Origin of the sequence: Sphingobacterium detergens, from assembly GCF_003610355.1 — a bacterium.
GTDB classification, from domain to species: Bacteria; Bacteroidota; Bacteroidia; order Sphingobacteriales; family Sphingobacteriaceae; genus Sphingobacterium; species Sphingobacterium detergens.
On sequence record NZ_RAPY01000008.1, the window covers coordinates 114,162 to 130,272 of the forward strand.

At 40.4% G+C, this 16,111-nt stretch carries 15 protein-coding genes; 8 read left to right on the forward strand and 7 right to left on the reverse strand.

Translation table 11 applies throughout. The features are described 5' to 3' along the window. Nucleotides 1-2: 2 nt before the first annotated feature. On the forward strand, nucleotides 3-2,177 hold the full coding sequence (feoB, locus tag DFQ12_RS26380; protein ID WP_120262172.1) for a ferrous iron transport protein B: 2,175 nt from the start codon (nucleotides 3-5) through the stop codon (nucleotides 2,175-2,177). Nucleotides 2,178-2,271: 94 nt separating this feature from the next. Here the strand turns inward: feoB and DFQ12_RS26385 are convergent, their stop codons facing one another. From DFQ12_RS26385 to fbaA, 4 genes are all read right to left on the reverse strand, one after another. Then, a complete protein-coding gene (locus tag DFQ12_RS26385; protein ID WP_120262010.1) occupies nucleotides 2,272-2,862 on the reverse strand; it encodes a 2,3-bisphosphoglycerate-dependent phosphoglycerate mutase in 591 nt (196 codons plus the stop codon). Nucleotides 2,863-3,224: 362 nt separating this feature from the next. Further along, nucleotides 3,225-3,893 carry a sterol desaturase family protein gene (locus DFQ12_RS26390; protein WP_244211856.1) on the reverse strand — a complete coding sequence of 223 codons (669 nt, stop codon included), beginning with the start codon at nucleotides 3,891-3,893 and terminating at the stop codon, nucleotides 3,225-3,227. A gap of 233 nt (nucleotides 3,894-4,126) precedes the next feature. Then, the gene (locus tag DFQ12_RS26395) at nucleotides 4,127-4,801 is read right to left on the reverse strand and encodes a head GIN domain-containing protein (protein ID WP_120262011.1); all 675 of its coding nucleotides are present in this window, start codon (nucleotides 4,799-4,801) and stop codon (nucleotides 4,127-4,129) included. Nucleotides 4,802-5,020: 219 nt separating this feature from the next. Next, nucleotides 5,021-6,100 carry a class II fructose-bisphosphate aldolase gene (gene fbaA / locus DFQ12_RS26400; RefSeq protein WP_120262012.1) on the reverse strand — a complete coding sequence of 360 codons (1,080 nt, stop codon included), beginning with the start codon at nucleotides 6,098-6,100 and terminating at the stop codon, nucleotides 5,021-5,023. A gap of 332 nt (nucleotides 6,101-6,432) precedes the next feature. Here fbaA and DFQ12_RS26405 point away from each other — a divergent pair, with 332 nt between their 5' ends. The 6 genes from DFQ12_RS26405 (at nucleotide 6,433) to DFQ12_RS26430 (ending at nucleotide 12,478) form a co-directional block, all read left to right on the forward strand. Next, complete coding sequence (locus tag DFQ12_RS26405; protein WP_120262013.1) at nucleotides 6,433-6,780, forward strand: ArsC family reductase; 348 nt, start codon at nucleotides 6,433-6,435, stop codon at nucleotides 6,778-6,780. 93 nt (nucleotides 6,781-6,873) lie between these two features. After that, nucleotides 6,874-8,820, forward strand: a complete 1,947-nt coding sequence (locus DFQ12_RS26410; protein WP_244211857.1) for a M1 family metallopeptidase — start codon at nucleotides 6,874-6,876, stop codon at nucleotides 8,818-8,820. Between the two features lie 153 nt (nucleotides 8,821-8,973). Further along, entirely contained in the window at nucleotides 8,974-9,660 is a 687-nt protein-coding gene (locus DFQ12_RS26415; protein ID WP_120262014.1) for a hypothetical protein, read from the forward strand. Nucleotides 9,661-9,778: 118 nt separating this feature from the next. After that, nucleotides 9,779-10,192, forward strand: a complete 414-nt coding sequence (locus tag DFQ12_RS26420; protein WP_120262015.1) for an Rrf2 family transcriptional regulator — start codon at nucleotides 9,779-9,781, stop codon at nucleotides 10,190-10,192. An 8-nt stretch (nucleotides 10,193-10,200) separates the two neighbouring features. Further along, nucleotides 10,201-10,848 (forward strand): NAD(P)-dependent oxidoreductase, encoded by a 648-nt coding sequence (locus DFQ12_RS26425; protein WP_120262016.1) that lies wholly within the window; start codon nucleotides 10,201-10,203, stop codon nucleotides 10,846-10,848. A gap of 145 nt (nucleotides 10,849-10,993) precedes the next feature. Next, the gene (locus DFQ12_RS26430; protein ID WP_120262017.1) at nucleotides 10,994-12,478 is read left to right on the forward strand and encodes an amino acid permease; all 1,485 of its coding nucleotides are present in this window, start codon (nucleotides 10,994-10,996) and stop codon (nucleotides 12,476-12,478) included. 121 nt (nucleotides 12,479-12,599) lie between these two features. Here the strand turns inward: DFQ12_RS26430 and DFQ12_RS26435 are convergent, their stop codons facing one another. Continuing rightward, entirely contained in the window at nucleotides 12,600-13,142 is a 543-nt protein-coding gene (locus DFQ12_RS26435) for a DUF1543 domain-containing protein (protein WP_120262175.1), read from the reverse strand. Nucleotides 13,143-13,297: 155 nt separating this feature from the next. On the opposite strand from DFQ12_RS26435, the gene DFQ12_RS26440 reads away from it, so the two are divergent. Then, nucleotides 13,298-14,170 carry a serine hydrolase gene (locus DFQ12_RS26440; protein WP_120262018.1) on the forward strand — a complete coding sequence of 291 codons (873 nt, stop codon included), beginning with the start codon at nucleotides 13,298-13,300 and terminating at the stop codon, nucleotides 14,168-14,170. A 365-nt stretch (nucleotides 14,171-14,535) separates the two neighbouring features. On the opposite strand, the gene DFQ12_RS26445 is transcribed toward DFQ12_RS26440, so the two are convergent. Next, nucleotides 14,536-15,057, reverse strand: coding sequence for a hypothetical protein (locus DFQ12_RS26445; RefSeq protein ID WP_120262019.1), 522 nt, complete (start codon nucleotides 15,055-15,057; stop codon nucleotides 14,536-14,538). A gap of 150 nt (nucleotides 15,058-15,207) precedes the next feature. After that, on the reverse strand, nucleotides 15,208-16,095 hold the full coding sequence (locus tag DFQ12_RS26450; protein WP_120262020.1) for a bifunctional 5,10-methylenetetrahydrofolate dehydrogenase/5,10-methenyltetrahydrofolate cyclohydrolase: 888 nt from the start codon (nucleotides 16,093-16,095) through the stop codon (nucleotides 15,208-15,210). Nucleotides 16,096-16,111: the final 16 nt, after the last annotated feature.

The following is a 16,111-nucleotide window of genomic DNA, read 5'->3' on the forward strand; positions in this document are numbered from 1 at the left end:
CGATGAAAAAACATACAGCATGCGAAACCTGCCAGCTGAATCCCACTTCGGATCTAAAGCAATGGGGAGCAAATTCGGGAAATTCCACCTACACTGTTGCTTTAGCGGGAAATCCCAATACAGGCAAAAGTTCCATTTTTAACGCGCTAACGGGATTAAAACAACATACGGGAAACTGGCCAGGCAAAACTGTTACGCGAGCTGAAGGAAGTTATTCACATAAAGGCGATAAATTTAAAATCATTGATCTTCCCGGTACCTACTCCTTACTTTCTACATCCGAAGATGAAGAGGTCGCCCGAGATTTTATCCTATTTGGCCAACCCGATGTCACTGTCATTGTTGTCGACGCCAGCAGGTTGCAACGCAATTTCAGTCTAGTTCTTCAAATCCTCGAAATTAGCAACAAAGCGGTCTTATGTCTCAACTTGATGGATGAGGCACGACGTCATCGGATAGAGATTGATGTACGAACCCTATCAAAGGATCTCGGTATCCCCGTTATTTCCACCAGCGCCCGTACTAAAGAAGGCCTTTCAGACCTCCTGGCGGCCATTCATCAAGTGGCTAACGGTAGTTTCCTCCCCACAAAAACAACCTCTTTTCAGTTGACAAAGCAAACCGGCACCGCCGTTGCGACAATAGCCAACCATCTCCACACGCTGGACAGCACGCTAACCAACACGAATTGGCTGGCCATGCGTCTGATCGAAGATGATAAAAGCATTATTGATGCCTTACAAAAAGGACAACTATCCAATTCCATTGACAGTGAAAACTTAGCCCCCATATTACATCACGCCACAGCATATCGGTTTAAACTAGGAGATAATTATCGAAATGAGCTGGTTGAAGCGATCTATGCAAAAGCGAGCAAACTGGTAAAAGAACATGTTTCTACAGATTCGGAAAGCTATTCATTTCGAGTAGACCGGAGTATCGATCATATCGTCACCCACCGCATCTGGGGATTTCCGATTATGTTTATGCTGCTCGGATTAATCCTTTGGCTCACCATCACAGGGGCAAATTATCCTTCACAAATGCTGTCAACACTATTGCTCGATCATGTTTATCCGTTTTTAAAAGATACGTCAACAGACATGGGTATTCCTGCTTGGCTAGGTGGGTTTCTGATTGACGGGATCTATCTGGCTACAGCCTGGGTCGTATCGGTCATGCTGCCACCGATGGCGATCTTCTTTCCATTATTTACATTGTTGGAAGATTTTGGGTACCTCCCTAGGGTTGCATTCAATCTAGACCGGATATTCAAAAAGGCGGGTGCTCATGGCAAACAAGCACTAACCATGAGTATGGGCTTTGGCTGTAATGCTGCCGGCGTTGTTGCGACAAGGATCATCAACAGTCCACGTGAAAAATTAATTGCTATCATCACCAATAACTTCTCGCTGTGCAATGGAAGATGGCCCACACAGATTTTGATCGCCAGTCTTTTTTTAGGCATTTTAGTTCCTGCCAAATGGTCTGGCTCAGTCGCCATGTTTGCTGTAATTTTCATTGCGATCCTTGGTATTGCATTTACATTTTTCACCTCCTGGCTATTATCAAAAACATTGCTCAAGGGAGAATCCTCCTTCTTTACGCTGGAACTCCCTCCTTATCGCCCGCCGAGATTCTTTCAGACATTATACAGCTCATTCATAGACCGCACATTGATCGTCTTATGGCGGGCTATCATTTTTGCTGCACCCGCTGGTGCAATTATTTGGTTGATCTGCAACATTCATATCGCTGATCAAAATATCGCGCTCTGGCTCATTCATGGCCTCGACCCGATGGGCTTATTTATAGGTCTAAATGGTGTTATTTTATTGGCTTATATCGTTGCCATTCCAGCGAATGAAATTGTTATCCCGACCATACTCATGTTAACTGCGCTCACGATAGGGAGTACCGGAGCTGGTACGGGTGTATTGTTTGAAGGCTCAGCAAATGAGGTCTCCACCCTATTACATGCGGGTGGGTGGACAACATTGACCGCCATTAATTTGATGCTGTTCAGTCTCCTACACAATCCCTGCAGCACGACAATATACACTATTTATAAGGAAACAGGAAGTCGCAAATGGACCGCAGTAGCGACATTGCTACCCGTATTTTATGGCCTGATTGTATGCTTCCTGGTAACAAAAGTTTGGTACTTTTTTGCCTAATCTTTTGACCGATGATGCCTGTCCATATACCGTGCTGATTGTTTGCAAACAGTTAAGTCTATTCGAACTAAACCTTAGCGACAAAATCCGACTATTATATGATTTTATTATTGTGATCCCATTGATAAGTGATGGGATCTCCAGTCGCTATTTCTCGCTCAAGGATCTGCGCAGGGGTGAGATGTTCCAGATACATAATGAGCGCTCTTAAACTGTTACCATGTGCGACAATAAGAACATTTTTACCTGCGTCCAACTCTGGCTGTATGAAATTCTCAAAATACGGTATCACTCGATCGTAGGTATCTTTTAAGCTTTCACCGCCCGGAGGAGCTACATCAAAAGATCTTCGCCAGATATGGACTTGTTCCACACCATATTTTTCAGCGGTTTCATCCTTATTTAGTCCTTCTAAGTTTCCGTAGCTCCGCTCGTTCAGTGCAGCATCAACGATAATCGGAATATTGGGCTTTCCGATTTCCTCAAGAATAATTTGCAAAGTATGCTGGGCACGAATTAGTGTAGAAGTAAACGCGATATCGATTGATTCATTCATTAACGCTTTCCCAGCTTGTCGCGCTTCCTGTTGTCCCAAGACTGTGATATCAATATTTTGCCAACCGGTAAAACGGTTCTCAAGATTCCATTGCGATTGTCCGTGACGGACTAAAAATAATTTTACCATTACTCCTATTATTTATTGTTTTAGCGGATAGCTACCCGAAGCAAACTTATAACCAGCACAGCAATGAGATTTATTGAAGGGGTATTGCATAGATAATCCCCTATCAGATCATTTCTATTTGTAGCTATCTATAGACAAAATAATACTTTGCGGTCTTTTGTTTTAAAGTATAGCTAATCCTCTTCATATCGCCTAAATTTTATTTATTATTCGCGTTCAAATAATTGTACCTTGAATAAATCAAAAAAAGCACATTCTTTTAGTTCGCATTTTAAAATTCAAATTCGTCTACTATAAATATTGCCCACAAAAAAAGCCTCTGGAATTACTCCAAAGGCTTTCTTATTAAGAATAGAAAAGCATTATGCTTTTTCTTCTTTTAGTGTCGATGTTTCTTTTTTGGGCTCTTTTTCTTCGAAACCTGAACGTAATATTTCATCCCATAATGACGAGCTCACACCGAATCCTTTTTCAGGATCCGAATAGTGATGTAACATATGATGCTGTTTAATGCGTTTGAAAATTCCACTCTTAAAGTTCGCATGGTGCATGGCATAGTGACATTCATCATAGATCAGGTATCCAATCATAAATCCGGAGAAAAAGCAAGCCAGGATAAACTCATTTGAAAAGAACAATGTAAATCCAAAATATACCAGCGCTGCCAAAGGGATACTTGCCGATAAAGGCATCACCAAGCGCATCCGGTCTCTTGGATAGTCATGATGTACACCGTGAAAAATGAAAGCGATCCGTTTCCCCCACTCTGAGGTCGGATGAAAGTGGAATACCCAGCGGTGGAGTGCATATTCAAATGCTGTCCAAAATGCCAAACCAAAAACAAAGTACCCAAGATATGTCATTAGGGAAACTTCTCCCCAAACCAGAGCTTTATACGAAAAGAAAACAACTACGGGTACATAGAAAATCAAAGGTACACTCCAGTGCACTTTCGTCAAAGACTCCAAAAAGTCATTTTTGAACATGCGCGTAGATTCCGTAGAATTTGAAACATAATTACGCTTTGCCATAATACTATTTTTATTATTCCCTCACAAAAATACGTATTTTAAGCACAAATGAAGAAGGTTCAAGACTAGAAAAACAAAATATTTGACCTTTTCAACAAAAAGGTTAAACACATAGTTAGGAAAATCTTAGTCTAAAACCTTTTATTTGATCTTTTAACTTAAACTTTCTTCAAATTTTGTCAATTTTGATCAAAAATACGCACGATCAAAATTGACAAAATCAAGACAGTTTCTTATTTGAAGTTGACTGTTCCGCCCGCCATTTTCTTTTCTACGCGCTGTTCTGGCTTGCCATACACATCGATTGTGCCGCCACCACGCGTTTTCGTTTCAATAGAATCGACCACATTGACTTCCGCTTTTCCACCGCCGTTCACTGTGACGATCGTGGTTTTCGTTTTAAAATCTTTCCCCTCATATTTACCACCAAAATTTGAGATAATCTCCTGTCTATCTGCTTTACCATAGAGTGCTATCGTCGCTCCGGAGGTCACTTTCACCTCAGCATTTTTTGCATCAGCATAGAGGTCCACCAACCCACCCTCCGATGCATAGAGTTTTAGCTGGTCAGATGATACGACATTATTTGATGTAGCAAATACCTTAGCCCCTTTCTTAGCCTCTATATTTTTCAAGCTTTTATAATACACTTTTACAGAGATATTTCCTCCCTGCAACATATTTAAGGTATTCATTTTTAGAGCCAAGGCACCATTTGTATTGACTACCTTTACATTCTCGTGGTTCTGACCTTCAAAGGTCACCAGGGATTCATTGGATTTGATCAGCTCTACCTGTATTTTATCTGTAGCGACAACTGAACTAAAATCGCCTACATTTTGTTTCGCCTGTCCGAAACCGACTTGGGTCATTAATAAAAGAAATGCACTAATTCCTAAAAATTTCATAGCTGTTTTATCTATATTTCCACCTTTTTGATATACTTCTCCGCCGTAGCGTGACTTATATTGCCCACAGGGATTGCATATTCATTCTGACTTATTCGAATTTCTTAATGTCAAAAAACACGCCAATCATCACTATTAAGCCCTTTTTTTAACCTATTTTGACAAAAAAAGGTGTCCTGTAATCCAGGACACCTCATATTATCATATATTTTGTTCAGCTTACAGTTTGCTGTTTACGTCTACTGCATTTAAATCAGCAAACGCCTCTTTCAAGCGAGCAACAAATGTCTCTTCACCTTTACGTAACCATACACGTGGATCGTAATATTTCTTGTTTGGAGAATCTGCACCTTCAGGGTTTCCGATCTGTCCTTGCAAATAATCGTGGTTTTTAGCTTCGTAACCTCTTACACCATCCCAAAATGCCCATTGCATATCTGTATCGATGTTCATTTTGATCGCACCATAAGAGATTGCCTCAGCAATTTCCTCTGGAGAAGAACCAGATCCACCGTGGAATACAAAGTTCACTGGTTTTTCAGCAGCAAGCTTGTATTTTTCGCGGATATATTCTTGAGAATTGTGTAAGATCACAGGTTGTAATTTTACATTACCTGGTTTGTAAACACCATGTACGTTACCGAATGCTGCAGCAACTGTAAATTTGTCAGATACTTTAGACAATTCTTCGTATGCGTAAGCAACCTCTTCTGGCTGTGTATATAATTTAGAGCTGTCCACATCTGAGTTGTCAACACCATCTTCTTCTCCACCTGTAACACCTAATTCGATCTCTACTGTCATACCTAGTGGTTTCATGCGCGCTAAGTATTTTGCAGAAATTTCGATATTCTCTTCGATTGGTTCTTCAGATAGATCCAACATATGTGAAGAGAACAATGGTTTACCATGTTGTGCGAAGAATTTCTCACCAGCGTCCAACAAACCGTCGATCCAAGGTAAAAGTTTTTTAGCAGCGTGATCGGTGTGCAAAATTACCGCAACACCGTAGTGCTCTGCCAATAAATGCACGTGTTGTGCTGCAGATACCGCACCCAATACACAAGCTTGCAAGTTGTCATTATTTAATGTTTTACCCGCATAGAATTGTGCACCACCATTTGACAATTGAATAATTACAGGAGAGTTTACTGCTTTAGCAGTTTCCATTACCGCATTGATAGAATTTGTTCCGATAATGTTTACCGCAGGCAAAGCAAATTTGTGTTTCTTTGCAACTTCAAACAACTCTTGTACTTGATCTCCCGTCAATACACCTTTAAAATCTTTTAGGCTCATATTACTGTTATTGATTTATTTTAATCTTTATTAACTCTTGAAGCTACTAAATTATTAAAAATAATTATCACTTCCTAATTTTTAAAGTGTACTAAATACACTATCAAATATTTGTTACCATAATCCTTGTACGGTGATAAAGCAGGCAGTTGTTCGTCATCCAAGATGTAGTTTATCCAGCAAGGCCAATTCAAGCCAAATCAGATAGATTGACATGCAAAGGCTCACAAACTCCCGACACTGCCTAACTATTCAACAAAAAAACAGGTCTGATAAGGCATGAAATACATCATGGATTATTTAAATTTGAGCTCACTAATATTGTAATCATTATGCTACAGGTATACGGTATCAAAAATTGTAACACAGTAAAAAAAGCCTTGACATGGTTAGAAGACAATCAGATTGCCTATCAATTTCATGACTTCAAAAAGGAAGGTGTCAGTGATGAAAAACTACAAGAATGGGAGAAAAAGGTTGACTGGCAATCACTGGTCAACAAAAAGGGTACTACCTGGAAGAAACTGACCGCAGAGGAACAAGCGGGGGTCATTGACGCAAACAGTGCCAATAATGTATTAAAGGTACACACCAGTATGATCAAACGCCCTGTGATCGAACACGGTAAGAGTATCCTACTCGGATTCAGTGAAGACGACTATAACAGCAACTTAAAATAATTGTTACAAGCTCCTTAAAAAGGAGCTTTTTTTTGCCTTATGTACTTTTCATTGTATATTGTGACCAATAAACATAATTTAATACGAACAGATATGATGAAAAGACTTGCATTGGCTTCTTTGAGCCTTGTTGCTTTGAGCTATGCTTTTCCGTCCTTTTCCCAGGAAAAAACATCCAACTATAGTTATACAGAAGCTTTTGCACCATTATTTTTCAAGAACAATGGAAATGATTATCGTTCTGCGGCCGGTAAGCCCGGGCCCGGATATTGGCAAAATGCTGCGGACTACAAGATACAGGCATCACTAAACGACCAAAATGATCAGGTAACTGGTGCAGTGGAGATTACCTATAGTAACAACAGTCCTGACAATATGGATTACCTTTGGCTTCAATTAGACCAAAATATGTTTTCACAACATGGCCGTGGTCAGTTGATTTCTCCCCTGACTAATAGCCGATATGGTGATGGAAACTCAAAATTTGATGGCGGTTACCAGATCCAATCTGTCACCGATGTCAATGGAAAAACCATAGAGCATATTATTGATGATACACGTATGCAGCTGCGGCTACCTGCCGCGCTGAAAAGTAAGGGTGGAAAAATTACATTCAAGATTACTTACCAATATACCGTGCCACAATATGGTGCTGACCGCACGGGTATCCTTGACACCAAAAATGGAAAAATCTATGCTATTGCGCAATGGTTTCCCAGACTTTGCGTATATGACGACATTAGAGGATGGAATACGCTGCCTTACACAGGACCGGGGGAATTCTATCGCGAATTTGGCAATTATCAGGTAGAGATCACAGCGCCTGCTAATCATATCGTTGTTCTAGGAGGCGAGCTCTTAAATCCACAGGAGGTATTTACAGCAGACCAATTCAAACGATATCAACTGGCGTTACGCAGTGATGAAACGGTATTGATTCGCTCAGCGGAAGAAGTGACCGCAAAAAGTTCCAGACCAAGCAAAAAAGCGTTGACCTGGAAATATCAACTCAACAATGCACAGGATATCGCATGGGCATCCTCTACTGCCTTTATATTAGATGGCGCCAAGATCAATCTACCAAGTGGCAAAAAAGCTCTTGCGCTGTCAGCTTATCCTGTAGAAAGTAACAGCAACAATGCTTGGGAGCGTTCAACAGAATACACCAAAGCTGCCATCGAAATTTATTCCAAAAACTGGTTTGAATACCCCTATCCTGTAGCGGTAAATGTTGCATCCAACGTAGGTGGTATGGAATATCCTGCCCTGTCATTCTGTGGCAATCAAGCCAAGGCAGGCTCACTCTGGGGGGTGACCAATCACGAGTTTGGCCACAACTGGTTCCCAATGATTGTCGCGTCTAACGAACGTGAACATGGCTGGATGGATGAAGGCTTCAATACTTTTATCAATGAGTTAGCGACACAAGAATTCAATAAAGGTGAATATCATCGTCCTCAGGCTAGCCGCTCGTATATTTTCACATCACAGAATCTCGAGCCGATTATGAGTACACCGCAAAATATGAAAGAGCGTAATATTGGTGCCCTTGTATATTACAAACCAGCCTATGGACTAAAATTATTGCGCAATGAGATTATCGGCAAAGAGCGCTTCGATTACGCCTTTAAAAAATACATCCAGGAGTGGGCTTTTAAACACCCGACACCAGAAGATTTCTTTAAAGCGATCGAAAACGGAACTGGTGAAAACCTCAATTGGTTTTGGCGGGGATGGTTTGTCAACAACTGGCAAATGGATCAGGCGATCAAGGCTGTTTCCTATGTCAACAATCAGCCTATGCTCGGCGCACTGGTAACTGTGGAAAATCTGGAAAAATTGCCAATGCCTATTATCGTGGAGGCAACCACCGTATCGGGCAAAAAAATAAGAAAAAAACTACCCGTGGAAATCTGGGAAAGAAACAATGTATGGCAATTTAAAATTGCGACAAACGAAGCTTTACAGTCTGTTCAGCTGGATCCCGATGACGTGATGCCAGACAAGAATCCGGACAATAATACATGGAAGGCAAATTAGCGCGATAATTCAAAATCTATTCGTTATTTTTGATAAGGAAATTCTCTGCAATGAAACCATTATGATCAAAAAATTATTCATCATGGTTTCATTGCGATAAACGAATAAAAACGGAAGGTAACAAGCTCATTTATGTATAATATATATATCCCCATGAAAGTAATACAAACGATTCTAAGCTGCTTATTGATTACGTTGGCCTCCGGACAACTATTTGCACAGGAAAAAACCAAAGGTATTATTATGGAGCTTGTCAGCGGAGAAAAGATAGAAGCTGCGCAGATCCAGAATTTACGGAGCAAAGTAGAAGTTCAGACCAACAGGGATGGATCATTTGCCATCGATGCCAATATCAATGATCTCTTATTGATCAAAGCCAACGGATATGAACAAGATACTGTATTTATTTATGATACAAGTCTACGGAGAATCTATTTGAACAGAATAAATACACCTATTGAATTGAGTCAGGTTGTCGTCGAACGGATGACTGACAGTAGACTTGCAGCTGAAATTCAACGGGAAAAAGAAGCCGGAAAATATTCGGATGCTAGCAAAAACCGCGGCGGGATCCGTATCTCCCCCAGTCGCATATTTGGCAAGGAAGGTAAACAGGCACGCTCAAACTACAAACTTCTCGTAGCGGAAATGGAAAAAAGAGCCGTTGACCGGAAGTTTACTGATAATCTTATCAAAGAGCTGACGCCTCTAAACGCTTCCGAACTAGCATTATTTAAAGAAAGATTTAGACCTTCATATCAGTTTATCCAAAACAGCAGCATAGAAACACTGCGGGTCTATATCATGGATAGTTACAAGAAATTTAACGAGAAAAAATAAAAAACGATACTTTTTATCATGTGATTGTCAGAAGGTTTTAAACTGTAATATTTTTTATTTCAGTTTAAAACCTTTTGCATTACCTTTGTGTTATCAAAATTAAAAAATCAGCAACAGGATGTTACACAACTTGAGATTTGCAACAGCTTTACATATTATGGTCCTAGCACAATTGGAAGAGTCCGAACAGTGGCTCTCTTCCGAATACATCGCGTCAAGCATCCAGGTAAATGCCGTTGTAGTCCGCAAGGAGATCGCTTCGCTGAAAGCCGCAGCTTTATTAGTCAGTAAAGAGGGCAAAGGTGGAGGGATTCGCATAAACAAGGAAAAAGAGCGCATCAGCCTTGCAGACATCTATCAAAGTACAAAACAAAATGAGCTATCGGGTAAATTTAACAATCCCAATCCAGCTTGTATTGTAGGTAAAAACATCAATGCCAAATTGCAGGATCTTTATCAGGAAGTCGACACTGATATTGTAGCGCGTTTGGGAAAAATGACGCTGGTTGATTTCAGTAAAACATTTAATTAAAAACACACATGAAAGTAGCAGTAATTGGATCCACAGGATACGTAGGAACACACCTTGTCAAAGAATTGGTTGACCGCAACTACCAGGTCGTAGCACTAGCTCGTCATACAGATAGCATTCCATCGAACGACAAAATAACGAAAGTACAGGTTGACATCAACAATCATGAACAGTTGGTAAACGCTTTAACAGGCGTTGATGTAGTTATTTCAGCATTTAATGCGGGCTGGACTAACCCTAACCTTTACGAAGATTTTACCCAAGGTGCTTTAGCAATTCAACAAGCCGTTAAAGATGCGGGCGTTAGACGATTTATTGTTGTTGGTGGAGCTGGAAGCTTATTAATTGATGGCAATCGTCTGGTCGATTCACCAGATTTCCTGAGGGAAATCAAACCTGGAGCTTTGGCAGCAGCAGATTATCTTGATACCATTCGCAAGGAAGAACAGCTGAACTGGACGATGATCAGCCCCGCCATAGAGATGAATCCGCATGCTGGCGGTACACGCACGGGCAATTATCGCACGGGTTTGGATGCGCCGGTATTTGATCAAGAAGGGCGTTCGAGACTATCAGTTGAAGATCTTGCCGTTGCCATCGTGGACGAGATCGAGAACAAACAGTTTACAAACAAACGTTTTACAGCTGCCTACTAATCGTGCTACAATCGTTTGATTTAGATTTTATACAAAATTTTATTACAAAAGGGAAGCGCAATCTTCCCTTTTGTCGTTGATATCATTTATATTTGACATTAATTAAACAATTAAAAAGCTAAATAATCGAAAAAGAATTAATCCTATGCTATTTAAAAAATCGATTCCTAAACTGATTGCTGAGGCAAATGAAAATGGTGAACATACACTGAAACGAACATTAACAAGTGGCGGATTAATTGCGCTAGGCGTTGGAGCTATCATTGGAGCAGGGCTATTTTCCCTAACCGGAATTGCAGCTGCAGAGAATGCTGGTCCCGCTGTTATCCTATCTTTTATTATCGCTGCCGTTGGTTGTGCTTTTGCTGGTCTCTGTTATGCCGAATTTGCATCCATGATTCCGGTCGCTGGAAGCGCCTACACCTATTCTTATGCAACTATGGGTGAGTTCGTTGCCTGGATCATCGGATGGGACCTTGTATTGGAGTACGCACTAGCGGGTGCTACTGTAGCCGTCAGTTGGTCGCAATACTTTAATCAGCTCCTGATGATTTTCCACATCCATCTACCCGACGCACTGCTGAAAGGCCCCTGGGAAGGTGGTATGGTTAATTTACCAGCCATCATTATCGTATGCTTGCTTTCGCTGCTATTAATGCGTGGAACACAGGAATCATCACGCGTAAACAATATCCTAGTGATCCTAAAAGTAGGCGTTGTATTGATTTTTATTGCGTTAGGATGGAGCTTTATCAACCCTGCAAACCACGATCCTTTTATCCCGGTAAATGCTGGTGAGGAAATGGTCAAAAATGGACAGCAAGGCTTTTGGGCTTTTCTAAAGAGCGATGACTTCGGTCATTTCGGAATCAGCGGTGTATTGCGTGCAGCAGGTGTTGTATTCTTTGCTTTTATTGGTTTTGATGCTGTAAGTACGGCTGCTCAAGAGGCGAAAAATCCGAAAAAAGGAATGCCAATTGGTATCATCGGATCATTAATTATCTGTACCCTTCTTTATGTATTGTTCTCTTATGTAATGACAGGTATTGAAAATTATACCATGTTTAAAGGCGATGCCAAACCAGTAGCTACAGCATTTGCGAAAACAGGATATCATTTTCTGAATACAGCATTAATTATTACGATTATTGCAGGTTATACATCTGTTATTCTTGTCATGTTACTCGGACAAAGCCGGGTATTCTATTCCATGAGTAAAGATGGCTTGCTTCCAAAAATATTTTCTGATCTTTCCAAAAGACAGACTCCTTGGAAAACAAATGCAATCTTTATGGTATTCGTAAGTATCTTCGCTGGATTTGTTCCTGTTTCCGACCTTGGTCACATGGTGAGTATAGGTACCTTATTTGCCTTTACATTGGTTTGTGTAGGGATATTGGTACTCCGCAAAACCGATCCCAATCTAGAACGTCCATTCAAAACACCTCTAGTTCCTTTTGTTCCGGTTATGGGTATCATTGTCTGTGTACTGATGATGGCCTCACTACCTATCGAAAGTTGGGAACGTCTGGCAATCTGGTTGGCCCTAGGTCTATTGATTTACTTCGTCTACGGTAAAAAGCATAGTGTTATCCGCAAACAACACCGAGATCAACAAGGTATAGAATAATAGAGACAAACACGATCTATTGACACTTGTCTCCATATAAACAAATCGGGCTTCTTAAAAAAGAAGCCCGATTTGTTTATATCTAATTATCATGTGTTTTTGAATTCGCCTGCCAAATAAGCTATAATGCGCTCAACTTAAAATAGCCATTTGCAATTACATCCTCTTTCAACCCGGTTTTGGGAACAATCTGAATATGATATTTTATTTTATCCGCATCAAGCAACAGATCTTCTATTTCATAAATATCATCCACATCCAACCCATATTTATCATCAATATGAGCTGTGCTATGGTGCTTCCAAAAAACGGTGCGTTTGGCCTTCTCTGTAGCTTTAGCCAAATTGGGGGCAACAATCAGTTCCTTATAATGAAATTCATCAAACTCATTTGGCTTATAGCCCCCCAGGTTGACAAAAAATAATTTCAACTCAGTATCCGACACTGTAGAATTATTTTTTTCTACCACCTTAATTTCATACTCTCCGATTTTATTAACCACACGGTAAGCATCAATATGAATTTTACCATCAGCATCAGGCCAGAAATCTTTAATTGGGTCTATAAAATCCTTCAGTTCATTACCGATTCCAAAAAAGATATCATGCTGTTCTGTACGTCTATTTTTCGGTTTACAACCGATCAAAATCATAAATAATTTCATATGCAAATAATCTGTCTTTGAAAGGCTATATGGAATATCCAGGTTATTTTCATCAGTGTTTGTGCTTTCCAATCATGGATATTTCATAACTTAAGCCCATTAAACAATAAAAATAACGATTATCCACCACATTTAATACAGATAAAGACCTGACTATGAGTAAAATTTTCCTATCATTTACGTTACTATTCCTGTCTTTGTATTCTTTCGGGCAAAAACGAAGTACAGATAAAAAACTGGAAAAACAGATAAAACAGCTTATTCAGGGTTTTCAGGGAGAAGTAGGTATTTATGTGCATGACCTAAAGAAACACAAGGAAGTCAACATCGGAGCCGATAGTATCTTTCCTACAGCAAGCGTTGTCAAGATCCCAATTTTAGTGGGCGTCTTTGATAAAATTGAAAAAGGACAGCTGCAATTGGACCAAGAGTATGTCTATCGTGAAAGTCAAAAGTATGGTGGCTCGGGTCTGATGCAATTTTTTAAGGACAGCAGCAAAGTTGATCTCAAAACACTCGTCGCTCTCATGCTGTCCTATAGTGACAATGTAACAAGCATCTGGAATCAAAAGCTTGCTGGTGGTGGAATAGCAATCAACAAGTTGATGAGCGACCTTCAATTACAGCATACCCGTGTCAATTCACAAACCGAAGGAAGAAAAGCTGATTGGGAAAAATACGGTTGGGGACAGACGACAGCCAAGGAGATGGCAGATCTCCTAACTTTGATCCGTCAGGGAAAAGTAGTCTCAGTAAAATCTTCGGATCGGATGTATCGTTTTCTGGGCAATATGTTCTATGATGAAAGAGCGCTTTCCCAGATTCCTGCTACAGTCAAGGCAGCCTCTAAAACTGGTTCCTTGGATGATGTACGTAACGAAGTTATTTTGGTCAATGCACCTAAGGGAGACTATGTATTCAGTATATTCACCAAAAACAATCAGGATAAGAGCTGGGGTAAAACCAATGCTGCAGAAGTATTGACACGCAATCTCTCCAAATTACTGTGGGATTACTACGGCAAATAATTTGTTTACCCGATTGATTAAGCCTGCCTGCACCGCAGCACAACGATGATATAGGCCTTCGGCAGCGCTAAATTTGATACAAATGGCAGCATAGTTGCTGTTATTTCTATACAGATTATTGCATTAACTATCTAAACCATTTCAAGTAATATTGGATATGCTGCTGTAACGACGATTAGCGTCCCTCCCATGCTGGTACATCGCGGTGATATCCGCTCCAAAAGCTGATCATTAATGACTGTCAACACAAATAAAAGAACATAAAAAACGGAGGCTGAAACAGTCTCCGTTTTTTATGTTTAAGTAAGCGAATTAGTTTTTCAACGCATCACTACCATTTCTGGCTTTGCGGCCACTATTCTCATTTACTTTTTAAAAGCATCTTTCACATCTTTTGCAGCTTCTTTTGTACCGGAAGCAACATCCTTAGCGACCTTTTTAGTACCATCAGCAACATCACCAGCCACTTTTTTAGTACCATCTGCTACATCTTTTGCTACATCCTTAGTTTTATCGGCGGCTTTATTCGCTGCATCTACCGTAGCATCTTTCGCGTCTTTCAAACCTTCTTTTACGTCCTGACCAGCATCACGCAATGCAGTTTTAGTTTTCTCCCAAGCTGTGTTAGCCTCTTCCGAAGCCGCACGAGCCTTCTCTTCTGCAGCCTTATCACCTTTGGCGATTGCTTCATCTAAAGCCTTCTTAGCTTCCTCAGCTTTCAAACGCGCAGTTTCTTCGGTGTTCTTTAAATCTGCTATTGCTGCATCTACATGCTCACCTACTGTTTGTGCAGTATCTGTAGTGTCTGACGCTTTCTTCTCCGAATTATTGCAAGAAGACATTACCAATGCTCCCGCTACTACTGCTAAAAGTGCAATTTTTTTCATTAGAATATTTGTTTTTTAATGGCAAGAAGTCATCAAGAGCTTATATTTATCCTTTTTGGAGCCTATCAACTGCATGATGTTTTCATGTAAGTTTGTAATTATATGATTAACTAGTCTTCAATTTACAACTTCTATGCCAAATAGAAAAACTTATTGTTTTGGGTAAATTGTTCCCTTCGCCGCTTCCAATGTATTTTTCAATAATCCAACGATGGTCATTAAACCCACACCGCCCGGTACCGGAGTAATCCAGGAAGCTTTAGGTGCGACATGCTCAAAGTCCACGTCACCATATAATTTAAACCCAGATTTAGTTTCAGTAGATGTTTCTCTATTGATACCCACATCAATTACCACAGCCCCCTCTTTGACCATATCTGCAGTAACAAAATTCTTTCTACCGATAGCGGCCACGACGATATCACCACGCAAGACCTCAGTTTTAAGATCTTTCGTACGACTATGTGTTAACGTAACAGTACAGTTTCCAGGATTGGCATTACGAGCCAATAAGATGCTCATCGGCGAACCAACAATATTGCTTCGGCCTACCACCACTGCATGTTTACCCGCTGTCTCGATCTTGTAATAATCAAGCATCAACATAATACCATAAGGCGTCGCTGGGATAAAACAAGGAAGATTACGCTGCATACGACCCAAGTTGATCGGGTGAAATCCATCCACATCTTTGCGATAATCAATTGCTTCGGTAACTTTGTCCGGGTCAATATGTTTTGGTAAAGGCAATTGAACGATCAGACCGTCGATCGTATCATCTTTGTTGATTTCTTTGACCTTAGCGATCAATTCCTCTTCGCTGATACTTTCATCGTAACGGATATTTGTAGATTCAAAGCCGACCAATTGACAATTGCGCATTTTGCTGGCTACATAGGTCTCACTACCACCATCATTACCAACAAGGATAGCCACCAAATGCGGTTTACGGCCAGTTTGCGTTGTAAATTCAGCCGCGTCCAGCGCAATTTGTTCTTTGATTTTTTCGGAAACTAGTTTACCATCTAATAGATTCATGTTTAGGAGATTTGAT